This window comes from Superficieibacter sp. 1612_C1, from assembly GCF_015234305.1.
Taxonomy (GTDB): domain Bacteria; phylum Pseudomonadota; class Gammaproteobacteria; order Enterobacterales; family Enterobacteriaceae; genus Superficieibacter.
On the sequence record NZ_JADGMI010000002.1, the window covers coordinates 818,066 to 843,863 of the forward strand.

At 58.6% G+C, this 25,798-nt stretch carries 20 protein-coding genes; 12 read left to right on the plus strand and 8 right to left on the minus strand.

The annotated features are described in order from the left end of the window. Positions 1-5: 5 nt before the first annotated feature. The 8 genes from INT84_RS10155 to INT84_RS10190 form a co-directional block, all read right to left on the minus strand. Positions 6-578: an NTP transferase domain-containing protein gene (locus tag INT84_RS10155; RefSeq protein ID WP_194206685.1), complete on the minus strand. Its 573-nt coding sequence runs from the start codon at positions 576-578 to the stop codon at positions 6-8. After that, the gene (locus INT84_RS10160) at positions 578-1,519 is read right to left on the minus strand and encodes an XdhC family protein (RefSeq protein WP_194206686.1); all 942 of its coding nucleotides are present in this window, start codon (positions 1,517-1,519) and stop codon (positions 578-580) included. The genes INT84_RS10155 and INT84_RS10160 overlap by 1 nt, the downstream gene beginning before the upstream one ends. Then, positions 1,516-3,723 (minus strand): aldehyde oxidoreductase molybdenum-binding subunit PaoC, encoded by a 2,208-nt coding sequence (gene paoC / locus INT84_RS10165; RefSeq protein WP_194206687.1) that lies wholly within the window; start codon positions 3,721-3,723, stop codon positions 1,516-1,518. Before paoC ends, INT84_RS10160 begins: the two co-directional genes overlap by 4 nt. Before the next feature lie 4 nt (positions 3,724-3,727). Continuing rightward, positions 3,728-4,678: a xanthine dehydrogenase family protein subunit M gene (locus tag INT84_RS10170; RefSeq protein ID WP_194206688.1), complete on the minus strand. Its 951-nt coding sequence runs from the start codon at positions 4,676-4,678 to the stop codon at positions 3,728-3,730. Then, positions 4,675-5,235, minus strand: coding sequence for an aldehyde dehydrogenase iron-sulfur subunit PaoA (gene paoA, locus INT84_RS10175; protein ID WP_194206689.1), 561 nt, complete (start codon positions 5,233-5,235; stop codon positions 4,675-4,677). The genes INT84_RS10170 and paoA overlap by 4 nt, the downstream gene beginning before the upstream one ends. Positions 5,236-5,393: 158 nt before the next feature. Then, complete coding sequence (locus INT84_RS10180; RefSeq protein ID WP_194206690.1) at positions 5,394-6,719, minus strand: sodium:proton antiporter; 1,326 nt, start codon at positions 6,717-6,719, stop codon at positions 5,394-5,396. Positions 6,720-6,848: 129 nt separating this feature from the next. After that, the gene (gene gap, locus INT84_RS10185; RefSeq protein WP_194206691.1) at positions 6,849-7,859 is read right to left on the minus strand and encodes a type I glyceraldehyde-3-phosphate dehydrogenase; all 1,011 of its coding nucleotides are present in this window, start codon (positions 7,857-7,859) and stop codon (positions 6,849-6,851) included. A 78-nt stretch (positions 7,860-7,937) separates the two neighbouring features. Next, positions 7,938-8,918 (minus strand): GlxA family transcriptional regulator, encoded by a 981-nt coding sequence (locus INT84_RS10190; protein ID WP_194206692.1) that lies wholly within the window; start codon positions 8,916-8,918, stop codon positions 7,938-7,940. A gap of 145 nt (positions 8,919-9,063) precedes the next feature. Between INT84_RS10190 and INT84_RS10195 the strand changes: the two genes are divergently transcribed. The 12 genes from INT84_RS10195 (at position 9,064) to INT84_RS10250 (ending at position 25,740) form a co-directional block, all read left to right on the plus strand. Continuing rightward, complete coding sequence (locus INT84_RS10195; protein ID WP_194206693.1) at positions 9,064-10,149, plus strand: fatty acid desaturase; 1,086 nt, start codon at positions 9,064-9,066, stop codon at positions 10,147-10,149. Next, positions 10,046-10,774, plus strand: a complete 729-nt coding sequence (locus tag INT84_RS10200; RefSeq protein WP_194206846.1) for a phosphate/phosphite/phosphonate ABC transporter substrate-binding protein — start codon at positions 10,046-10,048, stop codon at positions 10,772-10,774. Before INT84_RS10195 ends, INT84_RS10200 begins: the two co-directional genes overlap by 104 nt. Positions 10,775-10,985: 211 nt before the next feature. Beyond that, complete coding sequence (locus INT84_RS10205) at positions 10,986-11,972, plus strand: ABC transporter permease (RefSeq protein ID WP_194206694.1); 987 nt, start codon at positions 10,986-10,988, stop codon at positions 11,970-11,972. Beyond that, positions 11,965-12,873, plus strand: coding sequence for an ABC transporter permease (locus tag INT84_RS10210; RefSeq protein WP_228066023.1), 909 nt, complete (start codon positions 11,965-11,967; stop codon positions 12,871-12,873). The genes INT84_RS10205 and INT84_RS10210 overlap by 8 nt, the downstream gene beginning before the upstream one ends. Positions 12,874-12,898: 25 nt before the next feature. After that, on the plus strand, positions 12,899-14,626 hold the full coding sequence (locus INT84_RS10215; RefSeq protein ID WP_228066025.1) for an ABC transporter ATP-binding protein: 1,728 nt from the start codon (positions 12,899-12,901) through the stop codon (positions 14,624-14,626). Position 14,627: 1 nt separating this feature from the next. Further along, on the plus strand, positions 14,628-15,980 hold the full coding sequence (locus tag INT84_RS10220; RefSeq protein WP_194206696.1) for an MmgE/PrpD family protein: 1,353 nt from the start codon (positions 14,628-14,630) through the stop codon (positions 15,978-15,980). Between the two features lie 164 nt (positions 15,981-16,144). Further along, positions 16,145-17,767 (plus strand): ABC transporter substrate-binding protein, encoded by a 1,623-nt coding sequence (locus INT84_RS10225; RefSeq protein ID WP_194206697.1) that lies wholly within the window; start codon positions 16,145-16,147, stop codon positions 17,765-17,767. Continuing rightward, positions 17,764-18,495 carry an aspartate/glutamate racemase family protein gene (locus INT84_RS10230; protein ID WP_194206698.1) on the plus strand — a complete coding sequence of 244 codons (732 nt, stop codon included), beginning with the start codon at positions 17,764-17,766 and terminating at the stop codon, positions 18,493-18,495. Before INT84_RS10225 ends, INT84_RS10230 begins: the two co-directional genes overlap by 4 nt. A gap of 22 nt (positions 18,496-18,517) precedes the next feature. Further along, a complete protein-coding gene (locus INT84_RS10235; RefSeq protein ID WP_194206699.1) occupies positions 18,518-20,617 on the plus strand; it encodes a hydantoinase/oxoprolinase family protein in 2,100 nt (699 codons plus the stop codon). Continuing rightward, on the plus strand, positions 20,614-22,269 hold the full coding sequence (locus INT84_RS10240) for a hydantoinase B/oxoprolinase family protein (protein WP_194206700.1): 1,656 nt from the start codon (positions 20,614-20,616) through the stop codon (positions 22,267-22,269). Before INT84_RS10235 ends, INT84_RS10240 begins: the two co-directional genes overlap by 4 nt. Before the next feature lie 78 nt (positions 22,270-22,347). After that, complete coding sequence (locus INT84_RS10245) at positions 22,348-23,400, plus strand: porin (RefSeq protein WP_194206701.1); 1,053 nt, start codon at positions 22,348-22,350, stop codon at positions 23,398-23,400. 51 nt (positions 23,401-23,451) lie between these two features. After that, positions 23,452-25,740, plus strand: coding sequence for a molybdopterin-dependent oxidoreductase (locus INT84_RS10250; protein ID WP_194206702.1), 2,289 nt, complete (start codon positions 23,452-23,454; stop codon positions 25,738-25,740). The last annotated feature ends 58 nt before the right edge of the window (positions 25,741-25,798 follow it).

Below are 25,798 nucleotides of genomic sequence, written 5' to 3' on the forward strand. Positions count from 1 at the left end.
TCTCCTTAAGGTTTATCATCTGCGAGGGCGCGTTTTTGCCGGGAAAGGACATGTCGGCGCGCCCTGGCGAGATCGGAAAGGGTATCAACGTCATCAATAATGCCAGCGTCGTTAAGCGCTAAATCCTGTACGCGTCCTTCCGCTCTGGCGGCACGAACGAGGGTCGCCGCGCCAGTATCCGCGCACAGCGAAGTCAGCGCTGCCAGATGTTCGCGCCCGAATCCCACCGGGTGTCCGTGACGTTGATGAAAGTGGGGAACCACGATGGAATGGGTCTTTAGGGCATCGGCGACCTGTTGCAGGGTCCGCGGGCGGATAAGCGGCAGATCGCCTGGCAGGATCAGCCAGCCTCCGGCTTCGGCGGTCGCCCGGACGCCCATCGCAATCGACGCGCCCATTCCCGCCGTTCCGCCTGCGGGGCGGACCAGATGCCAGCGCAGGCCGGAGGCATTAACCGCCGCAATGACATGGTGCAGGACGGATTGCCCCTCCAGCAGCGCGTCGAGCTTGTGGCTTGTTCCACCCGACGCATAAAAGCGTTCGCCCTGACCGGCCGCCAGAATAATGACCACCGGCATCAACGCGCTTCCAGCATGGCCGTTCGCGCGGCCGCCACATCGGCCAGCACCGACAGTGCCAGCGAACTGGCATCGCGGGCTTTCGGGAACAGGCCGATGGGCGCGTTGATGCGCGCGATGGCCTGCGGAGAGTAGCCGCGCTGGATAAGGCTTTCGCTGCGCCGCTGATGGGTACGCTCACTGCCCAGTGCGCCAATATAAAACGGCGTGGCATTCAGGGCCGCCTCGAGAAACGGTAGTTCCTGATGCAGATCGTGGTAGAGCAGCACGACGGCGGTGTCGTCATCAATAAGCCCGCTGGCGGAATGCACGCCGTTACAGGAATGCACCTCATATCCGGCGGCTTCAGCAACGCTCGTGGTGATGTCAGATGCCGCTGAGCGACCCGCCAGCATAATGCGCGGACGAGGGCGATAGCCGACCTGAAAAGTCTGCTTATCGCGTCCGGTTTTGAGTGGATGGCTGACGGCACTGAAGCCCGGCGCGTCAGAATGCCAGCGTAAGCCTGCTGCCTGACGTTGCTCCAGCGCGGCGAGCACCGTCAGCAGCGGCTGCGCCGAACGTATCAGGCGGATATGCAGAGTGATACTGCCGCCGCAGGGCAGAACAATATCCATATACGGTGAACCCTGGCCGTAGACAACATCGCGATCGCGCCCGCTATGAATCGCCTCCAGCGCCTCATACGCGGCGGCGGCTTCGACGCATCCGCCGGAGACCACGCCGCAATACTGTCCGTCTTCCCGCACCGCCATCTGTGCGCCGCGCGGGCGCGCCGATCCGCCGCGAATATCGGTGAGTGTCACCAGCGCCGACGCCATGCCTGCGTGCAGGGCGTCGGCCGCGAAGCGCAGAATAACCAGCGGATCGTCGGTCTGAAACGCCGCCCGCGGCGTGCACTGGCTGTGCTGAGCCGTCACTTGCTGCAACACGGCGGTCATCCTTTCAGCGCCGGTTCAGGCATCTCTGCCAGCAGTTTGTCGAGGGTAATCGGGTATTCCCGTACCCGGACGCCGGTCGCATTGTAGATGGCGTTGGCGATGGCCGCGCCGACGCCGCAAAGTCCCAGTTCACCGACGCCTTTGGCCTTCATCGGCGACGAAATCGGGTCCGTTTCGTCAAGGAAAATCACCTCCTGTTCGGTGATGTCGGCATGCACCGGCACTTCATAACTGGCTAAGTCATGATTGACGAAATAGCCCCGGCGTGGATCGACCACCAGTTCCTCCATCAGCGCGGCACCTGCGCCCATGGTCATCGCGCCGATCACCTGACTGCGGGCGGTTTTAGGATTCAAAATCCGTCCCGCGGCACAGACCGCCAGCATCCGGCGGATGCGCACCTCGGCAGTAAACATATCCACGCCGACCTCCACAAAATGCCCGGCAAACGTAGACTGCTGAAATTGTTTATCCAGATTGCCATATTCCATGGTGTCCTCCGCCGTGAGCCGTCCGTCCTTTACCGCCTCGGTAAGGGCAAATCGCTGTGGACCCGCCAGCACCTCGCCGTCACAAAAATCGAGTCCGTCACTCTCCAGACCGAGTCGTTGCGCGACCTGTTCGCGCAGTTTGACGCAGGCAGCATAGACCCCTGCGGTGGAGGTATTTGCGCCCCACTGGCCGCCGGAGCCAGCCGAGACCGGGAAGTCAGAGTCACCCAGTTTCACCACCACCTTTTCCAGCGGGATGCCGAGCATCTCAGCCGCCGTCTGGCCGATGATGGTATAGCTGCCGGTGCCAATGTCGGTCATGTCGGTTTCGACCGTTAATGTTCCATCCGGTTCCAGATGCACCCGCGCGGCGGATTTATCCACCATGTTATTACGAATGGCGGCGGCAACGCCCATTCCTACCAGCCAGCGCCCGTCGCGGACCTGACCGGGCCGGGCGACACGATCCTGCCAGCCAAAGCGTTTTGCGCCTTCGCGCAGGCAGGTATTCAACTGACGGTGAGAAAAAAAGCGTTCAGGTTGGGTGGGGTCAACCTGGGTATCGTTGAGAATACGAAATTGCACCGGATCGATGCCGACTTTCTCCGCTATCTCGTCAATAGCGATTTCCAGTGCCAGCAGGCCCGCCGCTTCGCCGGGCGCGCGCATGGCATTGCCTTCCGGCAGGTCGAGTTCGGCAAGCCGCAACCCCGTCTGACGATGGTTGCCTGCATACAGCAGATTGGTTTGCTGCACCGCGTTCTCCGGCGTACCGCCCGGAAGATTGCCGGACCAGCTCAGGTGAGAGATAGCGGAAATATGTCCGGCCTTATCGGTGCCGATACGGATCTGCTGAATAGTCGCCGGTCGGTGCGTGGTGTTGTTGGCGATCAGCGGGCGTTGTAACATCACCTTCACCGGACGTTGCAGCGCCCGTGCGCCCAGCGCCGCCAGCAGGGCATCGCTGCGCAGGAACAATTTACTGCCGAAGCCGCCGCCGATATAAGGCGAATAGATCCGCACCTTTTCCGGCTCTATCTTCAGCGTCGCAGCCAGCTCTTTGCGACACCAGGCGATCATCTGATTTGAGGTCCAGACGGTTACTTTATCGCCGTCCCAGGCGGCCATCGACGCGTGTGGCTCCATCGCAAAATGCGACTGATCCGGGGTGGTGTACGTCGCATCAAGTTTGACGTCGGCGGCGGCAAACGCGGTAGAAAAGTCGCCGGTGATGCTGTCAGGGGTATCTTCTGGCGGCGTGTTAACCTCCGGTCTGGCCTTTGCCAAATCGAAGTTACCCTCCTGCGGCTGGTAGTGTACCTCCACCAGACTCGCCGCCGCACGCGCCTGTTCAAATGTCTCCGCCACCACCAGGGCCAGCGCCTGATGGTAATGTTCAATCTCCGGACCGCCGAGCAGGGTGGCGGTATTCATCTCGCCTTTGCCGAGAGGCCCGGCATTCTGCGCGGTGACGACCGTCAGCACGCCGGGAGCATGACTTGCGGCGTCGGTATCAATGGCGTTGACTCGTCCTTTAGCAATGGCGGAGCCGACCACATAGCCATAGGCCACATTGTCGACTTCATTATGCCATTCATAAGCATAGTGCGCGGTACCGGTGGTTTTGAGCGGCCCGTCGATACGATCGCGCGGCTGGCCGACCACGTTCAGACGGTCGATGGGATTTACGCTCGCGGGTTTGTCGAATTTCATCTGCTTATTCCCTCGCTTCTGCCAGGACCGAGGCGAGCGTGCGCTCTGCCAGCGTCAGTTTGAATTGATTGTCGTCCGTGGGTTGGGCGTCGGCGAACAGCCGCTGACAGACCGCTTTCGCCCCGTGCGGAAGTTCCGCGTCCGCGTCCGGCGTGCGCCAGGGTTGATGCGCCACGCCGCCCAGGGCGACGCGACCGCTGCCATCGGAATGAATGATGGCTGCCACCGAAACTAACGCAAACGCGTAGGACGCCCGGTCACGCACTTTGCGATAAATATGCGCCCCGCCCACCGGCGGTGGCAGGGTGACGGCGACGATCAGCTCGCCGGGAGCAAGATCTGTTTCAATATGCGGCGTGTTACCCGGCGCGCGGTAAAACGCATCCAGAGGAATGCTGCGCCGGGTGCCATCAGGCCGGACGGTCTCAACAACCGCATCCAGGACGCGCATCGCCACCGCCATATCGCTGGGATGGGTGGCGATACAGTGGCTACTTGCGCCAACGACCGCTAACTGGCGGCTATAGCCGTCAAGCGCCGAGCAGCCGCTGCCCGGTTCACGTTTATTACATGGCTGATTGGGATCGTAGAAATAGGGGCAGCGGGTACGCTGGAGCAGATTGCCTGCCGTGGTGGCCTGGTTTCGCAACTGGCCGGAGGCCCCTGCCAGCAGGGCGCGGGTTAATACCGCATAATCGCGACGGACCCGAAGGTCGGCAGCCAGATCGGTGTTGCGCACCAGCGCGCCGATCCGCAGGCCGCCCTCCGGCGTCGATTCAATCTGGTCCAGCGGCAGACCGTTAACGTCGATCAGATGCCCCGGCGTTTCGATTTCCAGCTTCATCAAATCCAGCAGGTTGGTGCCACCGGCGATAAACCGTGCGCCAGCATGCTGTGCTGCGCTGGCCGCCGCCTGGCTAAGCGTGGTGGCGCGCTCATAGGTGAACGATTTCATTTTTGTTCACCCCCGGCAACGTCGTCAATGGCGGCCAGAATGTTGCTGTACGCACCGCAGCGGCAGATATTACCGCTCATCCGTTCGCGAACTTCATCAGCTGTCAGGCTGGAGGGGGCCAGCAGATCGTCGGTGACGTGGCTCGGGATGCCCGCTTCAATCTCTTTCAGCATCGCTACCGACGAACAAATTTGCCCGGAGGTGCAATAGCCGCACTGGAAACCATCATGTTTAACAAATGCCGCCTGCATCGGGTGCAGATCGTCCGGCGTGCCGAGACCTTCAATGGTGGTGATGTCGGCATCCTGATGCATTACCGCAAGCGTCAGGCAGGCATTGATCCGCCGTCCGTTGACGATCGTGGTGCAGGCACCGCACTGACCGTGATCGCAGCCTTTTTTACTGCCGGTCAGATGGAGATGTTCACGCAGGGCATCGAGCAGGGTGGTACGGGTATCAAGATCCAGTTCGTATCTTTCACCATTGACGGTGAATTTCAGATGCGCCGTTTCTACTGGCGACAGACAGTCAGTGGCGCTGGACGATTGCTTACACATAAAGATTCTCCAGTATTCAGGGAGCAAAAAAACAACTCAAGGACGCGGTGCGCTATTTTTGGAATATCTTTAAGCGTAGACGGCTTTTCCGGCTTGTGAGGCATGCGGACGGGAGGTAATCAAGGCGCGCCAGCATCAGCCAGGCCGCCCCTGTTACGTTAGTGCTCTGCTTTCTTGCGCCGTAAGGTGAGCAACGGCGTCACCGTAATGCCATGCACCAGGACGCTGATGGTGACAATGGTGATGGCGGTATCGGTCACCAGGTTCGCGCCATCCCCCTTAAATCCGTGCATATACGCGAAGGCAATATAGTTCAGACTACCGATACCCCGGATCCCCAGCCAGCCGAGGCTAAGCCGGTGCAGCCACGCGCTTTTTGAGCGCCAGGTCACCAGCAACACGGCCAGCGGACGGATGAGAAAGAAAATAATAAAGGCCAGCGGTAACGCGGCGCTGTTCCAGTGTTGCGCCAGGGTGACGCCAAGGATGATAATGAGCGCTGCGGCAAACAGGCGTTCTACCGTGTCGCCAAAAGAGAGGGCATCGCCGATGATGAGCCCCACCGATTTGATCGGGTTTTTCAGATTAAGCCCGTGGCGGGTATGCGGATTCACCAGCATTTCAGCCGGTAAATCATCCTCGTCTTCCTTCTGATCGGCATGTCTTTTTTGTACGCTGATTTCGGTGCTGCGCAGGCCGACACCGGCGGCAAAGGCGGCCAGAAAACCGGACGCACTGACCCACTGCGCCAGCGCAAAACTCAGACAGATTAACGCCAGCGCGACAAAATCACTCGGAGCGACCTCGCCCTGCGCATGGCGTGAACGGGTTGCCATCATGCCGATGAAGCGTCCGAGCAGAAAACCAATCGCTAAACCGCCGACCAGCGCCCATACCAGATCGACGCTAAACCATTTCAGCAACTCTTCACCGCTTAGCGCCGACCCGGCGTTATTCCACAGCAGCGCGAGGATCAGAAAGGGCAGGGCCGTGCCGTCGTTCAGTCCCGCCTCGCTGGATAACGAAATCCGCAGCCGGTCGCCATCCTGCGCATCGTTAATCGCCACCAGGCTCGCCAGTACCGGATCGGTGGGCGCAAGGATTGCGGCAAGCGCCATCGACAGCGGCCATGAGATGCCGGTCAGAAAGTGCGAGACCACCATAATGCCGCCAATAGTGAGTAGCATCCCCGGCAATGCCAGCATAATGCCGGTTTTCCAGAAGGAGAACCTCAGCGGCAGGCGGATCTTCAGGCCGGTAATAAATAACGACGCCGCCATCGCAATTTCCGTGATCCGGCTGGTTAATGACGCGTGTTCAACAATATCAATCCGCAGTATCCCCAGCCCCCACGGGCCGCAGGCGATACCCACCAGTAAATACAGCCCGAAGACCGGAACCGCAAAACGGCTGATCCAGCCATAGGACAAAGACATTAAGAGTAATAAGACGCCCGTCGCCGCTGTCCACCCCAGATACCCCATACTTCACCTCTAAACGAACAGCTCAATCAATAGGTTATAGTTGGTAAAGAAAGGATGTACCAGAAAGAGAGGACATTACGAGGCGGAAGCCATAAGGCTGGCGTTGAGTCGCCAGCCCTGCGGGAGGGATTACTGCTCTTTCCGGGCCATAAACAGCGCCAGATCAACCAGTCGATTAGAGAATCCCCATTCATTGTCGTACCAGGCGAGAATTTTCACCATGTTACCGCCGATGACCAGCGTGGAGAGGCCGTCGATAATTGATGACCGGGGATCGCCCTGATAATCGCTGGAGACCAGCGGTTCATCGCTGTAGCCGAGAATGCCCTGTAGCGGACCGGATGCCGCCGCCTCACGAAACGCTGCGTTAACTTCTTCCGCCGTGACATCGCGTTTAAGCGTGACGGTCAGATCGACAATCGACACCACCGGCACCGGGACGCGCAGCGAATAGCCCGTCAGGCGGCCATCCAGTTCCGGGATCACTTTCCCCAGCGCTTTAGCGGCACCGCTGGAATAGGGCACGATGGACAGCGCTGCGGCTCGCGCACCGCGCAGATCTTTCTCCGGTTGATCGTGCAGTACCTGGCTATTGGTGTAGGCGTGAGTGGTGTTCATCAGCCCGTGTTCAATACCAAAACGTTGATGAAGCACCTGCGCCGCCGGAGCCAGACCGTTGGTGGTGCAGCTACCGTTGCTGACCACGGAATGTTTGGCCGGATCGTAGTGTTGATGATTAACGCCCATGACGATCGTTAAGTCGTCATTTTTGCCCGGCGCAGAGATGATCACCCGTTTCGCGCCTCCGCGGTGAATATGCACGGCGGCCTGCTCACGCCCGGTAAAGAAGCCGGTCGCCTCGATAACAATATCCACATTCACGTCGCGCCACGGGATATTGGCCGGATCGCGTTCACTGAAAACGCGGATCCGCTGGCCGTCGACCAGTAGCGCATTATCAGCCGCCTCAACCGGGACGGGGAGCGTACCGAGCAGCGAGTCGTATTTCAGCAAATGTGCCAGCGTCTTGCTGTCCGTCAGATCGTTGATTGCCGCAATCTGAATATCCGGGTTGCCCAACGCCGCGCGTAAGACGTTGCGTCCGATCCTGCCGAAACCATTAATACCGACCTTAACCATAATCAACTCCTTCTCTCAGATGTCTGGAATTAATGTAGGACGCAGGTGATGTGGCGTAAATGACAAAAATAGATCACTTTACGCCATTTTACGGCAGTGGAAGCGCTGGCGGTAGTCGCCAGGCGTCAGATGAAGCTGCTTTTCGAAAACCCGGCGCAGGTTAATGCTGGTGCCAAAGCCGGTTTGTTCGGCGATGCGGTCCAGCGATTCCGTGGTTTGCTCAAGCTGTTGCCGGGCCGCGGCCAGACGCGCTTCCGCCACGTAACGAGCGGGGGAGACGCCGGTCTCTCTGGTGAAGACGCGGGTAAAATTCCGCGGGCTCATTGACACCTGCTCTGCCAGCTTTTCGACGCACAGATCGGCCGCGATGTGCTGTAAAATCCAGCCCTGCAACTCACTGATCGGGCCTGAGGTACTGGCCTGTTTGAGATTAAAGCGACTGAACTGGAGCTGACCACCGGGTCGGCGCAGGTACATCACTAAATCCTGGGCCACGTCGCGCGCGAGGGTAAAACCGTAATCCTCTTCAATCAGGGCGAGGGTTAAATCAAAGCCCGAACTGACGCCGCCAGAGGTCCATATCGGGCCATCCTGAATGTAGAGCGGCCCGCCTTCAACGTTCACCGCAGGGTAGGTCTTCTGCATCGTCTCCAGCAGCCGCCAGTGCGTCGTCGCACGCCGTCCATCCAGCAGGCCGCTTTGTGCCAGCAGCATCGCACCGCCGCAAATAGACGCCACGCGCCGGGCGTGGGGAGCGGCGAGGTTGAGCCAGTCAACAACCGCCGTGCCCTCCTGAGCATTTAAACCGCGCCCGGTAATAATGATGGTGTCGAGGGGTTCTCGCGGATCAATATCCGGCAGGCGATGGTCGGCCAGCAGATTTAATCCGGATTGACCGTGGATCACCTGATGGGGCTGGGGAGTGGCAAGGGTGATGCTGTAACGCGGGCGTGCAAACTCATCCTGATGCAGACGATTGGCCTGCATCAGGATATCCGCAATACCGGCGGCTTCGAACAGCATCCCGCCATCGGGGACGATAATCAGTATTTTCTTCATGTCCTGAAAAGTACATCCTGTATAAAATAAGTCAACTGTGACTGCGCTAATTTTTGGCAAAGCTAAGCCATTTAAATTCGTTGTCATACGCGGTACGTTGCCACATCGTCAGGGCATGGCAGGGGCGAAGACGGTATCAGAGTGAATGAGTAAAGCAGTCTATTTGCATCAACAGCAGCGCGAACTTATCCGGCAATGGTCGCGTGGCTGGCTATGGCGCAGCGAGTTACCCACGTGGGGGCTGATCGTCATTATCTATGGTGGCTGGTTCGCTACGCTGGCGTACTGGAAAACGCTGGGGCTGGTTCCCGCCACCGTGTTACTTATCTGGTTTACGGCGTGGTATATGTCCCTGCAACATGAGCTGATTCATGGTCATCCCACCCGCCATCCCCGATTTAATCAGCTATTGGGACTCATGCCGCTGGCGATATGGTATCCGTATGGTTTGTATCGCGACTCGCATCTGGCGCACCACAACAATCACCATTTGACCGTACCGGTTGACGATCCCGAGTCCTACTATGTTACCGCTGCCAGCTGGCGCGCTTTTGCCCCGTGGCAGCAAAAACTCATTCACCTCAGAAATACGTTTGTCGGCCGTATGCTTCTCGCACCGCTGCTGGATATCGGGGCAATGCTGAAGGGGGCGTTGATGGCCTTTCAGTACCGTCAGCCCAAGGCAATGGCGATGTGGCTGGTGCACGGTTTATTGTTAAGTGTGATCTTCGCCTGGATGGTTCACTGTGATTTTTCGCCGCTCTATTTTGTCCTCGCGGTGAGCTACCCGGCGCTGGGAATGACTAAAGTACGCTCATTCTTCGAACATCGCGCGGTAGATAACCCGCTGGCGCGCTCGGTCATCAATGACGCGGCACTGCCCTGGCGTCTGCTATTTCTCAATCTCAACTATCATTCTGTACATCACGATCTTCCTGGCGTGCCATGGTATGGATTGCGCAACGTGTATCTGTACGAGCGGGATCACTATCAGCAGCGTAATGGCGGCTTTGTGGTGCCGGGATATGGACAATGGCTACGGCAGTTTTTCGTCAAACCGGTCAACGTTAATGCGCATCCAGGTTTCCCGCAGGAGAACAACAATGCCCCAGACGCTTTCACTGCCGATGTACCGGGCGCAAAGCCACGAGACACACGCATTGCTCCAGGCCATTCAGCAACTGTTAGCGAAACGAAACATCGTCGCCAGGCTGGCTTTTCCGGCATCTGATTTGCTTGCCCACTGGCGTGGCAGTGATGTGCTGTTAAGCCAGACCTGTGGATTTCCGTTAATGACCGCGCTGCCAGACGTGCAGGTGGTGGGCGGGTTTCACTACTCCGCGCCGGGGTGCGACGGCGTTAATTATCGTAGTGCGCTGGTGGCTCGTCGTGAAGACCAGAATAAGACGCTGGCGGATTTCTTTGGCAGGCGCGCGGCCTGTAATGCCGTTGATTCGCAGTCTGGTTTTAACGCATTGAGGAAAATGGTCACGCCGCTGGCGCAGGAGGGCCCTTTTTTCTCCCGGGTCGTGATAAGCGGCAGTCACCAGCAGTCGCTGGTGGAGATCGTCGACCAGCGTGCGGATCTCGCGGCCATCGACTGCGTGACGCTGGCACTGGTGCAGCGCTATGAACCGCAACGAATGCGTGAACTGACGGTGATTGGCTATACGCCCTCTACGCCGGGACTGCCGCTGATTACCGCGGCGCAGACGCCACCCGAAACCGTGCAGTGCTTACGCGAGGTCCTGCATACTCTGGTCACCTCTGCCCGCTACGCTGAACTCTGTGCCTCCACGTTGATTGCCGGATTCAGCGAACAGTCGCGCGAGGCGTACAGGGTATTGCTGAACTGACCCGGCGGATATGCGCCGGGAATAACCGGCAACAGAGCATTGGCTATTTCTCAAATAAGACTTTTCTTTGCCGGTTTTTGCATTTCAGCATTACTGTATACATTGGTATTCTTTTTCGGTTCCTTATTCATCGCTGACAAAAGGCTCCAGTCGAACGCACTATTTTTCCGCCTGTGAAGCCGCTATTTTATGAGCCGGAGCCGTATTACCTATGTTGAATCTGATAATCAAACGCCTGTTGCAGGCATGCCTTGTGGTTTGGTTAATGGCGACGCTGGTCTTTTTCGCCCTGCACGTTATTGGTAGTCCGGTCGATATTTTATTGTCTCCCGATGCCACCGAGCGGGATCGGCAACAGCTGATTGCCGAACTTGGGCTGAATCTTCCGCTGTGGCAACAGTACGGGCTTTTTTTACAGGGCCTGCTGCACGGTGATTTGGGGCGCAGCTACGTCTTTAATCAGCCTGCGCTGACGCTGATCCTGCAACGCTTCCCGGCCACGCTGGAGCTGGCGGTCAGTGCGACCCTGCTGGCAATTATTATCGCGTTGCCGCTCGGTCTTTATGCGGGATTAAAGCCTGATAGCTGGCTGTCAAAAACCATTATGGCGGGCAGTATTCTGGGCTTTTCTCTGCCAACATTCTGGGCCGGTTTGCTGCTGATTATGTTTTTCTCGGTCGGTCTGGGATGGCTGCCCAGCGGCGGACGCGGCGAGATGAAAACTTTTTTGGGCGTTCAGTGGTCTTTCCTGACCAGCGACGGATTACGCCACTTATTACTCCCGGCCATTAATCTGGCTTTATTTAAAACCTCGCTGTTATTGCGTCTTACCCGCGCGGGCGTGCGGGAGGAGATGTCGGCGAATTATATGCGGCTGGCTAAAGCACGAGGCTTATCTGGCCTGAGAATAACGTTTGTTCACCTATTAAAAAATATCGTGATCCCGCTGATTACCGTAGTGGGAATGGAATTTGGTTCGATTATCTCGTTTTCAGTCGTCACCGAGACCATATTTGCCTGGCCCGGTATGGGGAAACTGATTATCGATAGTATTAATATGCTCGACCGGCCAGTTATCGTCGCCTATCTGATGATCATCGTCACCCTTATTGTCGTCATCAATCTCGTTGTGGATATTCTTTCATCGCTGCTTAATCCGCGGATCAGGTTAAATGCAGGAGAAAACGCGCATGGCTGAGGCAAATATGGTGATACCGTCAACGCCGCAGCGCAGCCTGGGCTTACGGCAATTTCTGCGGCTATACGCCCGTTCAAAAAGCGCGCTGGTCGCCGCGCTGCTGGTAGGGCTGATTATTATCGTTGCCTTTGCCGCGCCGCTGCTGGCCCCGCAAAATCCTTACGATCTTCAGCAGCTCAGCATTATTGACGGGCAGCTGGCACCGGGCGCACAGAGCAGCACCGGCATCCCGTTCTGGCTGGGGAGCGACGATCAGGGGCGGGATATGTTATCGGCGATACTGTATGGATTGCGTATTTCGCTGGGCGTCGGTTTTGTTTCCGTTTTTTGCGCCGCCATTATCGGCGGGTCGCTGGGGCTGCTGGCCGCCTACCGCGGCGGTAAAACCGATGCGCTTATTATGCGGCTGGTGGATTTGCAGCTCTCCTTTCCGGCCATCCTTGTAGCCTTAATGCTGCTGGCATTCCTCGGCAAAGGCATCGGCAATGTGGTGCTGGCGCTGGTCATCGTGGAGTGGGCGACCTACGCCCGGGCCACGCGCAGCACTGCGCTTGTTGAAAGCAAGAAAGGCTATATCGAAGCCGTGGTCTGCCTTGGCTTGCCCTTACACCGCATTCTGTTTCGCCATTTGCTGCCGCAGTGTATGCCGCCGCTGATTGTGATTTCCACCGTACAGGTTGCGCGAGCGATTGCGCTGGAAGCGACGCTCTCTTTTCTGGGGTTAGGCGTACCGGTGACGGAGCCGAGTCTCGGCATGCTTATCGCCAACGGATATCAATATATGTTATCGGGTGAATACTGGATCTGCTTTTACCCTGGCATTGCGCTGATGGTGACCATCGTCGCTATTAATATGGCAGGGGATCGCCTGCGGGACGTGCTCAATCCATGGACACGATAAACGGTTTAGCCCGGTGGAGAGAAGCATGATGAGGCCAGTTCTTGAAGTTGAAAATCTGAGCGTCGACATTCAGTCCGACGGCGAGTGGCGCTCTGTCGTCAGGCATATTTCCTTCACGCTGGACGCCGGGCAAACGCTGGCGCTGGTCGGCGAGTCGGGATCGGGGAAAAGCGTTACCGCAGCGGCGATCATGCGCATCTTACCGGCGCATAACACCCGCGTTACCGGCAGCGTTTTGCTGAACGGGCAGGCGCTGTTGCCGCTCTGCGAAAAACAGATGCGTGCGGTGCGCGGCGGCGATATCAGTATCGTTTTCCAGGAAGATTGTCTGAACCCGGTTTTCACCATTGGCTATCAGCTTACGGAACACCTGATTCAGCACCAGCAACTGAGCCGCCGTCAGGCGCGGCAGGAAGCCATCGTCCTGCTGAAGAAAGTCCGGCTGTCGGCTGCGGAAAAGCGGATGGATGACTATCCGCATCAGCTCTCCGGCGGGATGCGCCAGCGGGTGATGATTGCGCTGGCGCTGGCGGGACGCCCGAAAGTGCTGATTGCCGACGAGCCCACGACCGCACTGGATGTCACCATCCAGGCGCAAATTATGGCGCTGCTTAAGCTATTGCAGCGTGAAGAGGGAATGGCGGTGCTGTTTATCACTCACGATATGGGTGTGGTGGCAGAAATGGCCGACAGAACCCTCGTGATGCAGGCGGGGGAAGTAAAAGAAATGAATTCCACCGCTGCGCTGTTTGCCCGGCCGCAGGATCCCTATACGGCGCGGTTGCTGGCGGCTGCCCGTCATGACGCGCGTCCTCCCACCGCGCCCGCCGCCGCAAAACCGCTGCTGGAAATTGTGGGACTGTCCTGCCGTTTTAACCTCCGCGGCGGCCTGCTGGGACGGGTAAAGCAGCGCGTGCATGCCGTTGAGCAAATCTCCTTACAGCTCAGGCGCGGTGAAACGCTGGCGCTGGTGGGCGAGTCGGGCAGCGGCAAATCCACGCTGGGACGCGCGCTGGTGGGGCTGGTCGCGCCGCAGGCTGGCCGCGTCCTCCTCAATGGCGAACCCATCGTTGCGCCAGGCCTGCCGTTACGAACCGATCTTGCGCGCCGCGTGCAGATGATCTTTCAGGATCCGTGGTCCAGCCTGAATGCCCGCATGACGGTCGGCGAGGCGATTGCTGAACCGTGGATTTATCACCGGCTCGGCGATCGGCGTCAGGCGCGTGAAAGGGTGGCCGAGCTGCTACATCTGGTCGGGCTTACGCCCGATATGGCGACGCGGTATCCCAATGAATTTTCCGGCGGCCAGCGCCAGCGTATTTGCATCGCCCGGGCGCTGATACTGGAGCCGGAGATAATTATTGCTGACGAATCGGTCTCTGCCCTGGACGCATTAGTGAAAATGCAGGTTATGCAGTTGCTGAGCGAGCTACAGCAGAAGCTCGGTACGGCCTTTCTGTTTATCTCCCATGATATGTCGGTGGTGAGACAATTCAGCCACCGTGTCGCCGTCATGCAACGCGGCGTTATTGTCGAAACGGGGCGTAACGAGGATATTTTTCAGCGGGCACAGCACCCCTATACCTGCCGTTTACTCAGCGCGGTTCCCGTCGCCGATCCGTCCCGACGCAGCCGGGCACCGGAACTGGATAACAGCGAGATAGCGCATGCCGTCATGCCGGTAAATGCCGCCGTTCCGCCGTTAGTCTACCGGCAAATTGCGCTGGAGCATCAGGTCGTGGTGAACCGCTGATATGACGATAATGCTGACCCGCGAACTGGGCGATATGATTGCTTCCGCCCACCAGATACCGCCCGGCGACGATGCCTTGCATTACGCCAGACGTGATCTGATCGATACGCTGGCGGTGATGCTGGCGGGCAGAAACGAGGATACCGTCATCCGGCTGGCGCAAACGCAGCGCCTGCTGGCGGACGCCGCGTCGCCGGATATTCTGGCCTTCGCGCTACAGGCGGGCACGGCGGCGCACGTGCTGGATTATGACAACGTCGCGCTGGGTGGGCACCCGGCCGCCGTGCTGATCCCGGCCCTGCTGGCGCTGGCGCGACGCTTTCCGCTGTCCGGACGCGCATTACTGATTGCTTATGCCACCGGCTATGAAGCGTGGGGCGAATTACGGCGGCGGCATCCGGTGCTGGCGCACGCGGCGGGCTGGCATCCCAGCGGGTTAATCGGACCCATAGCGGCCGCCGCAGCCTGCGCCTCGGCGCTTAAACTTGATGCGGTTAAGGCCCGGCACGCGCTGGCGATTGCGGCGTCGCAAAGTGCGGGACTGATGGCGAATTTCGGCACGCCCGTTAAGGCGTTGCATATCGGCTTCGCCGCCAAAGCCGGTCTGTTTGCCGCACTGCTGGCGCGCCAGGGCATCACTGGCAATGACGCTATCCTGGAGCAGGACAACGGCTGGCTGACGACCTGGTCGCCGCATCATCCCGCCGACAGGACGACGGCGCTGGCATTACGCCAGGAGGACTGGCTGCTGGCGCGCCAGCCCGCAGCGATTAAATATTATCCGGTGTGCTATGCCGCTCACCGGATCGTGGATGCTGCCCGCCAGCTCTATTCTCATACCGCCGAACGCCGTGCAGATATCGTACGCATCCGCCTGATGACCAGCCAGCGTCACAGCGATATTTTGCGTTTTCGCGAGCCGACGGACCGCACCCAGAGTGCCTTTAGCCTGGAGTTTGTGGCCGCAAGCGCGCTCATCGATAGCGAGCTGACGCTGCGTTCTTTACAGGGTGAAAAACGTGAACGTGCAGAGGTGGGGCGGCTAATGGCCTGTTGCGAACGTATTGCCATTGCAGAAAGCGATCCCGGGCGCGAGGGCTTCGCGCCAGAGGATCGGATCGAGATTGTTTTTCGTCAGGGAGATACGCTTTTCAGCCCGCCGGTGCGTTATGCCACGGGCGATACCCGATCGCCATTAAGCGCGGAGCAACTGCGTGAGAAATTTATTGAGTGTCTGCACTGGGGAGGCGTAACAGAAAATACCCACACGCTGTGGACGTCCTTACAAAATATAGCGCAGTTATCCTGTATCGATGAATTAGATATTTATCGGCTGTTGCCATGTTGTAAATAATAATGACTAATCAATATTACACATATTTATAGCGATATTGGTTATTAAAATATTTCAGCCTGATGATTTAGTCTGTAACCGGTACGGGAAAGAAATTTTTATCTTGCTGATTAAATCAAATCAATAAATACAATTTGCTAAAAGTAAACCACCAGGAGACAGTCATGAGTATTAACAGAAGACAATTTCTCTTCCGTACCGGCGCGCTGGCAGCGGCGTCGTTTATTCCCGCTGCTGTCACCTGGCCGATGACAGGCTGGGCCGCCCAGTCGGTAGACAGCCTGGTACTGGGGTTCAGTAACGAACCGTCGTCGCTCGATCCGCACTGGCATATTGTCAGCGCTAACGCGGCGCTGACCACCTATTTATTTGACCGGCTGGTAAGATCGGATAATAAACAGCGCCCGCAGCCGGGGCTGGCAAAATCATGGAAGGTCATTGATGACACGACCTGGGAGTTCGAATTACAGCCGAACGTGACGTTTCATAACGGCGCGCCGTTGACCGTCGATGATGTTATTTTCTCTTTCGATCGCGCCAGCCATATTGTTGGTTCGCCTTTTGCGTTGCGAACTTATTTACATGATAAAACCGTCATTAAAGTCAGCGACACGGTATTAAGAATAAAAACCCTGGCACCGAATCCGATTGTCCCTAATGAACTGGCGACAGTCGCTATTATTAGCCGCAGCATCGGCGAGGCGACCACCGCCGACTATAACAGTGGCAAAGCCGTCATCGGCACCGGCCCTTATAAGCTGGTCAATTATATTCCCGGTAACCGGATTGTGCTGACCCGCAATGATGACTACTGGGGCGACAAGCCACAGTGGAAGGAGATTACCATCCGCCCGATTAGCGCGGATGGCGCGCGCGTGGCGGCGCTCCTCTCAGGGGACGTCAGCGTCATTGAAAAAGTCGCGCCCACCGATATCGCCCGTCTGAAAACCAACGGCACGATTAATTTAACCCGCAGCGTGACCAACCGGGCTATTTTTCTCAGCTTCGATCACGGGCGTAAACGTTCGCCGTTTATTCGCGACAACGCCGGTAAGCCGATTGATAACCCGCTGCTGGATCTGCGGGTGCGCCAGGCGTTTCAGCTGGCGATCGATACGCGACTGATCGTTAAACACATTCTCACCGACGCTGCGGAAGTGGCCGATCAACTGGTGCCGGAAGGCATTTTCGGCCACAGCAACGCAATTAAACCCGTCACCGCAGATGCGGAAAAGGCCAGGGCGCTGCTTAAAGCCGCAGGGTATCCGGAGGGCTTTCGCATTACGCTGCACTCGCCAAACGATCGGTTTATTCGCGACAGCGCCGTTGCTCAGGCCGTGGCGCAGATGCTGACGCGGGTCGGCATCAAAACCGAGGTGGAGACCATGCCCAGCAGCGTATTTTACAAGCGGGTTACCGGCGACGCGCAGGGTAGCGAATTCAGCTTCTTTCTCGTCGGTTACGGGAGCGCCACCGGTGAATCTTCCTCGCCGCTGCGCTCGTTACTGCACACCATCGACAAAGAGAAAGGCTACGGCTCCAGCAACCGCTCTTTCTACAGCAACAAAAAAGTGGATGAGATTATCGAGCAGGGGCTGGTGACCCTTGATGATACCAAACGCGAAGCGCTTTTCGCCTCGGCCATTGAACTTGCCATCGCGGATGTGGCGTTGCTGCCGCTTTATCATCCCATCAATGTCTGGGGACTGCGTAAACCGCTGAGCTATCCGGGACGCAGCGATGAGCAAACCATTGCCATGGAGATCGGCGCGGGATCGCCAACATGAAACACCGGGATCTGATCCGTGCCGGGCTACTGGTGCCAGCAGGCAATATGGCGCTGGAGTATGAGCTGCCGCGCTGGCTGCCGGAGACCATCGCGTTAAACGTCGCGCGCGTGTGGCGGCCTGGGGGAACGACGCTCTCTGCGTCAGCGCTGGAAGCGATGCAGCAAAATATCGCGCCGGCGCTCAGCCAGATGGATCGTCTGCCGCTGAAGGTGGCGTTGTTTGGCTGTACAAGCGGGAGTTTTGTTGGTCAGCCCGATGCGCCGGAAGCGATTGAGCGGCACATCACCGCGACTCTCGGCGTGCCCGCCGTGACCACCGCCCATGCCGTCATCAGAGCATTGCGCGCGCTGAGGGCGAAGCGAATTTTTATGATCACGCCTTACCCGGACGACATTAACCTCGCTGAGGTGGCGTTTTTACGCCGGTACGGCATAGAGACCGCAGGCTATCAGTCGTTCAACTGTTCGTCGGCGTATCCCATCGCGGCTGTCGATAGCGATGACATTGTGGCGCTCGCTGGCAAATATGCCGGAGCGATCGGTCGGACCGACGCGCTGTTTATCAGCTGCACCAACCTGCTCACGCTGGAAATTATTCCGGCGCTGGAAGAGACGCTGGGCGTGCCTGTGGTGACCTCTAATCAGGCATCGCTGTGGGCGCTATTACAGGCGCTTGATGTGAAGTCTCGCAGAGCGGCGGGCCGCCTGCTGTCAGTGAATGAATGAGCTAACTATACGGAAACAGGTTATGTCGCAAAGAGGAACCCGAATTGCTGTCGATATCGGCGGCACATTCACCGATATTGTATTGCAGCGCGCCGACGGCACGCTGGTGTCGGCCAAACGTCTGACGACCCACGGCGCGCCGGAAGAGGCGGTATTAAAGGGCATTGATAATTTGCTCAATGAGACGGCGACGGCGGCGACGGAAGTCAGCGCTGTCGTGCATGGCACTACGCTTGCCACCAACGCGCTCATTGAGCGCAAGGGCGCAAAAACGGCGTTGATCACTACCCAGGGATTTCGCGACACGCTGGAAATCGCCCACGAACATCGGTTTGACGTTTCCGACCTGTACATGAAACGCCCGGAGCCGCTGGTGCCGCGCGCGCTGCGCTTTGAGGTTGTTGAGCGGCTGGCCGCCGACGGCAGCGTGCTGACGCCGCTGGACCTGCACTCGCTGGAAGCTCTGCTGCTGCCGCTCGATGCTGCGGGGATCACCTCGGTGGCGATAGGTTTTCTGCACAGCTATGTCAACGGCGAGCACGAACGCCAGGCCGCGGAATTTCTTCGCCGGGCGCGTCCGGGCCTTTCGATCACCCTGTCGCATGAGGTCTGTCCGGAGATCCGCGAATACGAGCGACTCTCCACCGCCTGCGCTAACGCTTATGTGCAACCGACCATTGCCCGCTATCTGCAACGACTGGATCAGGGGCTGCGTCAGCGCGGCATCGCCGGTCAGACGCTGTTGATGATGTCGAATGGCGGTCTGACCTCGCTTGAGCAGGCCTGCCGTTTCCCGGTACTGCTGGTGGAGTCAGGCCCGGCGGGCGGGGCGGTGTTTGCCGCGCATATCGCCCGCGAAGCGGGGATCGCCGAAGCCATTGCCTTCGATATGGGCGGCACCACGGCGAAAGTGGTGTTTATTGATGATGGCGTGCCGCAATACGGCCGCGAGCTTGAGGTGGCGCGGGCGTATCGCTTTCTGAAAGGCAGCGGCATGCCGCTGCGTATCCCGGTGGTGGATATGGTTGAAATCGGCGCTGGCGGCGGCTCGCTGGCGAAGCGTAACGCGCTTGGGCTTATCGACGTTGGTCCGGAAAGCAGTGGCTCAGAGCCGGGGCCCGCCTGCTATGGTCGCGGTGGCGAGTTGCCGGCGATTACCGATGCCGACCTGCTGCTGGGCAAAATCGACGCCTCGCGTTTTGCCGGCGGCAAAATCGCCCTGTCGCGGGACAATGCCGTTCACGCTTTACAGACGCATCTCAGCGATGAAACCGACCGCGACGGACAGCAGGCAGCGATGGCGATGGTCGAAGTGGTTGATGAGAATATGACCAACGCCGCGCGGGTGCATGCAACCGACCGGGGCTTATCCATTGAAGGCCGGACGCTCATCGCCTTTGGAGGCGCGGCACCGATGCATGCGGCGCGCGTCGCGCAAAAACTTGGCATCGATCGGGTAATTATTCCCAAAGGGGCGGGCGTCGGTTCAGCGCACGGCTTTTTGCTGGCCCCGCTGGCCTGCGAAGTAGTTAAGACGCAGCTTCTGTCGCTGAAGGCATTTAATGCAGAGCAGGTGAATGCCATTTTTGGCCAGCTGTACCAGCAGGCGAAGGCCACGCTGGCGGTCAGTCCGCAGGATGAGGCAGCGCTGCATCAGGAACATACTGTTTATATGCGCTACCGCGGGCAGGGGCATGAAATCCCGGTACGCCTGAGCGGAAAAACGCGCTATCAAGAACACGACGCCGCCTGGCTTACCACCCGCTTCGAAGAGGAGTACGCCCGCCACTTTCACCGCATCATTCCCGGCATGCAGATCGAGTGTCTGACGTGGGGCTTAAGGCTGAGCCGTGAAACCGACGCGCCACCGGTGCCCGCGGCAACGAAGCGCGAGGCGTATACGCCCGCGCCGCAGCGCGAACAGACGCTGGTCGACCTGGCCACGCTGTCGGCACAGCAGGCTGGGGTCTATCCGCGCGAAGATTTACGCATCGGCGCACAACTACAGGGCCCGGCGATTATCGCAGAGAGCGAAACGAACACCGTCGTCCCGCAGGGGTTCAGCGTCACCCTCAGCCGCCAGCAACATCTTATTTTGCAAGCCAACCGGGAGGAAAAATGAGCGCCGCTATCTCCGACATTCAGCTTCAGGTCATCTGGAGCCGCCTTATCGCGGCGGTAGAGGAGCAGGCCAGAAGTCTGATCCGCGCCGGTTTCAGCACCTCGACCCGGGAAGCGGGCGATGTTTCCGCGGGCGTCTTCTCCCGCGAGGGTGAGATGCTGGCCCAGGCGGTGACCGGCACGCCCGGACATGTGAATTCGATGGCCCGTTCGGTGAAGCACTTCCTGGCCGCTTATCCGCTGGACACCCTGGCACCGGGCGACGTGCTCATTACTAACGATCCGTGGAAAGCGACGGGGCACCTGTCCGATATTTCGGTGGTCACCCCGGTCTTTCGTCACGGACGCGCCGTGGCGCTGTTCGCCTGTACTACGCACGTGGTGGATATCGGCGGCAACGGACCGTCACCAGAATCACGTCAGGTGTTCGGCGAAGGGCTGTTTATTCCCATTATGAAGCTGGCCGCGGGAGGCGTGGTTAACGAAAGCCTGCTGCAAATCGTCCGTGCCAACGTCAGGGAGCCGGTGCAGGTCGAGGGCGATATTTTTGCCCTGATGGCCTGTAATGACGTAGGCAACCGCCGCCTGCAAAAGGTCATGGATGAGTACGCGCTGGATGACTTTTCCGCTATCGGCGCGCGCATTCTGGCCTTCAGCCAGCGGGCAATGATGGCGGCCATCGGTGAACTGCCGCACGGCACGTGGCGCAACAGCATGCGCGTCGACGGCTATGAACAGCCGATCGATCTGGTGGCCGCTGTCACCATTGACGACAGCGGCATCCATATCGATATGGAAGGCACCTCCGGGCCGTCGCGCTACGGCATCAACTGCCCGCTGTGCTACACCGAAGCCTACGCGGCATTTGGCGTTAAAAGTCTGATTGCGCCCGCGCTGCCCAACAACGCGGCGACGCTGGGCTGCATTACGCTGCGTGCGCCGGAGGACTGCATCGCCAACGCCCACTGGCCGCGCCCGGTGGTGGCCCGTTCTCTGGTCGGCATGTTTCTGCCGGATCTGATTTTCGGTTGCCTGCGCCAAATCCTCGCCGATAAAACCCCGGCGGAAAGCACCGGCAGCCTGTGGAACGTGCGGCTGGCCGCGCCTGCTTCCGAATGGGGAAACGCCTATATGACCACCAGTTTCCACAGCGGCGGCGCGGGAGCGAGGCCGCAGAGCGACGGGCTTTCCGCCACGCCGTTTCCCTCCGGCGTGAAAAATGTGCCGGTGGAGATCACCGAAGCCATGACCAGTATCGTGGTATGGGAGAAATCCCTGCTTCAGGATTCCGGCGGCGCGGGGCAGTACCGTGGCGGACTGGGGCAAAAAATGGTGATCGGCAATCGTTTTCCGGTGCCGCTGGCGCTCTACGCCCGTTTCGATCGGGTCATCCATCCCGCACGCGGCAGCGAAGGCGGATTGCCGGGCCGTACGGGCCAACTTTATCTGGCTTCGGGTAAGACGCTGAACGCCAAAGGCATCCAGGAGATCCCCGTTGAGGATCGGCTGGTGCTGGAAATGCCCGGCGGCGGCGGGTGGGGTGATCCGCAGCAGCGGGCAGAGAGCGAGATCCTTGCTGATATTGAGGCGGGATATATTAGTCAGGAGCAGGCTGTCGCCGTTTATGGCATTGACGCGCAGCGCCTGAAATAAGTTATTAACGTTGTTAGTAGACTGTCTCATTCGAATGAATGGGACGGTAATTTTGTGACCTAAACTCTGGGGAAGTTAATGAAAAAAATAATTCTTATGGCGTTATTTGTCAGCGCCTCCTCTGCCCACGCGGCGGAAATCTTTAATAAGGACAAAAATAAACTGGATCTGTATGGCAGCGTCCGGGCCCGACATTATTTCAGCGATAGCGACAGCGTTGATGGCGATGCATCTTATGTCCGGTTGGGATTTAAAGGCCAGAGCCAAATTAACGACAGCCTGACCGGATTCGGCCAGTGGGAATATAATTTCCAGGCCAATAACTCCGAGGGCAGCGATGCGCAGGACGGCAATAAAACGCGTCTGGCCTTTGCTGGTCTGAAGTTTAGCCGCTTCGGCTCCATTGATTATGGACGTAACTGGGGCGTGACGTATGATGTGGCGTCGATCACCGATAAAGCGCCGATCTTCGACGAGCTGACCTATAGCACCGCGGATAACTTTATGACCGGGCGTTCTACCGGCTTACTGACCTGGCGTAACAGCGACCTGTTCGGTGCCGTTGACGGACTGGACGTGACCGCGCAGTATCAGGGGCGCAACTCAGATCGGTCGGCTACCGCCACTAACGGCGATGGCTACGGTTTCTCGCTGAGTTATGAACTGGTCGATAATCTTACTGTTCTCGGGACGTACAGCGCGTCGAAAAGAACCTCGGCTCAGCAACAGCTGCGGTGGGGCGAAGGCGACCGCGCCGAGATTTGGGCCACCGGCATTAAATACGACGATAACGATTTATATCTGGCCGCGCTCTATTCCAACAGCCATAACCTGAACAAAATCAGTTCATCCGGTTATGCCAACGAAGCCAACAGTTTTGAAGCGGTTGCCTCATATCTGTTCTCTTCCGGCATCAAACCGTTCGCGGGTTATTTCCAGTCGCGCGGAGAAGATATTGAAGGGGTAGGGAAGGCGGATATCGTTAAATATGTTGATGTCGCGCTCTCCTGGTTCATTAATAAAAACATGCTGGCCTATGCCGATTATAAAATCAACCTGCTGGACGATGATAATCCGCTGGGGGTGAGTAGCGATGACAAATTTGGTGTCGGGTTAACGTACCAGTTCTGATATCACTGTTATCAACTGACATAACGCAGGCGTTAATAAAAGGGTGGCGGCATGAATAATGAAAAAATGCATAGCTCGCACTGGGGCGTTTTTCGCGTCTCTGAGGAGAAGCACGGGCTAAACGTGAAAGCCTGGGGCGACGATCCTGACCCCAGTCCGCTATTAGCGAATTTTACTGATTCTGCCGACCACCCGGTGCGAATTACAAAGCCCGCCGTACGGCGCGGCTGGCTTGAGAACGGTCCGGGCCCTGACGATCGCCGGGGTGCGGATGAGTATATTGAGATGGAATGGGAGCAGGTCCTCGACCTTGCCGCCGATGAACTGGCGCGGGTCAATCGCCAGTACGGGCCAGAGGCGGTTTTTGGCGGCTCCTACGGCTGGTCGAGCGCCGGGCGTTTTCACCACGCGCAAAGCCAGGTACATCGCTTTCTGAACACCACCATCGGCGGCTACGTACGTTCGGTCAACAGCTACAGTTCAGGAGCAGCGGCGGTGATCCTGCCGCATATTATCGGCGAGTTAAACGAGGTGGCGCGTCGGGGCGTCAGCTGGGACGATATCGCCGCGCATAGCGATATCATTCTCTCTTTTGGCGGCATGGCGCTGAAAAATTCGCAGGTAGCCAGCGGCGGCATCAGCCGGCATACCGAGCGGGAGTTTATGCGTCAGGCCGCCGCAAGGGGGGCCCGGTTTATCAATTTCAGCCCGCTGCGAACGGATATGCCGTCAGAGGCCCGCGCCGAATGGTGGTCGGTCGTCCCCGGCAGCGATGCGGCGCTGATGCTGGCGCTGATCCACGAGATTGTCGTCAGCGGCAATGCCGACCGGGCGTTTCTCGAACGTTACTGCGAGGGCTGGCCGCTATTCGAAGCCTATATACTGGGTAATGCCGATGGTCAGGCAAAAACGCCGCGCTGGGCGGCGGAAATTTGCCGGATCCCGGAAAACGAGATTGCTTCGCTGGCCCGTGACCTTGCCGGGAAGCGGGTGCTGGTGACGGTCTCGCACTCCTTACAGCGCGCGGAACACGGCGAGCAGCCGGTATGGCTGGGGTTGGCGCTGGCGGCGGTGTTAGGCCAGCCCGGATTACCCGGCGGCGGCTACGCCTATGCGCTGGGAGCGATTGGGCATTACGGTAAACATCATAACGTGGTCGCCTTTCCGCCGTTCCCGCAGGGGGTGAATAAGGTGAGCACCTTTATTCCGGTGGCCAGAATTGCCGATATGCTGCTCAACCCTGGTGAGCACTATGATTTTAATGGTCAGCGGCTAACCTATCCGCACATTAAGCTGGCATGGTGGGCGGGCGGCAATCCGTTCCACCACCATCAGGATCTGGGCCGGCTGCGTCGCGCCTTCAGCCGTCTGGATACGCTTATCGTCCATGAACCGTTCTGGACCGCCACGGCGCGTCATGCCGATATTGTTCTGCCTGCCACAATGACCCTTGAGCGTGATGATATCGGCGGCACGCCGACCGATCCTCTGCTGGTGGCGATGCAGAAAGTAAGAGCGCCGCAGGGCGAGGCGCGGGATGACTATGCAATTTTTACGACACTGGCGCGACGTTTGGGCGCGGAACTCGCCTTTACTGAAGGGCGCAGCAGCCAGCAATGGCTGCATCATCTTTACGGCCAGATGCAGGAAAAACTGCGTGAGCTCGGTATTAACGTGCCGGACTTCGACGCCTTCTGGCAGGCAGGAACGCTGTTGTTACCGCAGATCCAGGACGGCGATCGGCTGATGCGGGGCTTTCGCGCCGATCCGACCGCCGCGCCGCTGCCCACAGCCAGCGGGAAAATCGAACTCTTTTCCCGCACCATAGCGCGTTTCGGCTATGCGGATTGTCCGGGGCATCCGGCGTGGCTGCCGCCGACGCAGCAACCCGACGCGCATCATTCTCTCTGGCTTATCGCGAATCAGCCCGCCACGCGCCTGCACAGCCAGCTTGATTTTGGACAGTGGAGCGCGCGGCACAAGCAAAAAGATCGGGAAATATGCCAGATGCACCCGCTGGACGCCGCGAAGAGAGCGATCCACACGGGCGATATCGTGAAGATTTTTAATCAGCGCGGGGCGCTGCTGGCCTGCGCAAAGGTGACGGAGGACATCATGCCTGGCGTAATTCAGGTGCCGACCGGTGCCTGGTTCGATCCGCTGGAGCCGCTGGCTGACGCGCCGTTTTGCGTCCATGGTAACCCCAATGTTGTCACCCTCGACGAAGGCACGTCATCGCTGGCGCAGGGGTGTACCGGGCAGATCGCTACCGTAGAGATGGTAAAATATGAAGGCGTTTTGCCGCCGGTAAAGGCGTTTATTCCGCCGCGGCTGTCCTGAAATTGTTCACGCCATGCCGCGCCAGTAAGTTATCTGTAAGAATCTCGCCTTCATGATG

Coding starts and splice junctions, on each gene's coding strand:
- paoC (WP_194206687.1), bottom strand. CDS start 3,723: ATGAAATTCGACAAACCCGCGAGCGTAAATCCCATCGACCGTCTGAAC.
- INT84_RS10170 (WP_194206688.1), bottom strand. CDS start 4,678: ATGAAATCGTTCACCTATGAGCGCGCCACCACGCTTAGCCAGGCGGCG.
- gap (WP_194206691.1), bottom strand. CDS start 7,859: ATGGTTAAGGTCGGTATTAATGGTTTCGGCAGGATCGGACGCAACGTC.
- INT84_RS10235 (WP_194206699.1), top strand. CDS start 18,518: ATGTCGCAAAGAGGAACCCGAATTGCTGTCGATATCGGCGGCACATTC.
- INT84_RS10200 (WP_194206846.1), top strand. CDS start 10,046: ATGTACCGGGCGCAAAGCCACGAGACACACGCATTGCTCCAGGCCATT.
- INT84_RS10230 (WP_194206698.1), top strand. CDS start 17,764: ATGAAACACCGGGATCTGATCCGTGCCGGGCTACTGGTGCCAGCAGGC.
- INT84_RS10240 (WP_194206700.1), top strand. CDS start 20,614: ATGAGCGCCGCTATCTCCGACATTCAGCTTCAGGTCATCTGGAGCCGC.
- INT84_RS10250 (WP_194206702.1), top strand. CDS start 23,452: ATGAATAATGAAAAAATGCATAGCTCGCACTGGGGCGTTTTTCGCGTC.
- INT84_RS10195 (WP_194206693.1), top strand. CDS start 9,064: ATGAGTAAAGCAGTCTATTTGCATCAACAGCAGCGCGAACTTATCCGG.
- INT84_RS10155 (WP_194206685.1), bottom strand. CDS start 578: ATGCCGGTGGTCATTATTCTGGCGGCCGGTCAGGGCGAACGCTTTTAT.
- INT84_RS10180 (WP_194206690.1), bottom strand. CDS start 6,719: ATGGGGTATCTGGGGTGGACAGCGGCGACGGGCGTCTTATTACTCTTA.
- INT84_RS10205 (WP_194206694.1), top strand. CDS start 10,986: ATGTTGAATCTGATAATCAAACGCCTGTTGCAGGCATGCCTTGTGGTT.
- INT84_RS10225 (WP_194206697.1), top strand. CDS start 16,145: ATGAGTATTAACAGAAGACAATTTCTCTTCCGTACCGGCGCGCTGGCA.
- paoA (WP_194206689.1), bottom strand. CDS start 5,235: ATGTGTAAGCAATCGTCCAGCGCCACTGACTGTCTGTCGCCAGTAGAA.
- INT84_RS10210 (WP_228066023.1), top strand. CDS start 11,965: ATGGCTGAGGCAAATATGGTGATACCGTCAACGCCGCAGCGCAGCCTG.
- INT84_RS10215 (WP_228066025.1), top strand. CDS start 12,899: ATGATGAGGCCAGTTCTTGAAGTTGAAAATCTGAGCGTCGACATTCAG.
- INT84_RS10220 (WP_194206696.1), top strand. CDS start 14,628: ATGACGATAATGCTGACCCGCGAACTGGGCGATATGATTGCTTCCGCC.
- INT84_RS10190 (WP_194206692.1), bottom strand. CDS start 8,918: ATGAAGAAAATACTGATTATCGTCCCCGATGGCGGGATGCTGTTCGAA.
- INT84_RS10160 (WP_194206686.1), bottom strand. CDS start 1,519: ATGACCGCCGTGTTGCAGCAAGTGACGGCTCAGCACAGCCAGTGCACG.
- INT84_RS10245 (WP_194206701.1), top strand. CDS start 22,348: ATGAAAAAAATAATTCTTATGGCGTTATTTGTCAGCGCCTCCTCTGCC.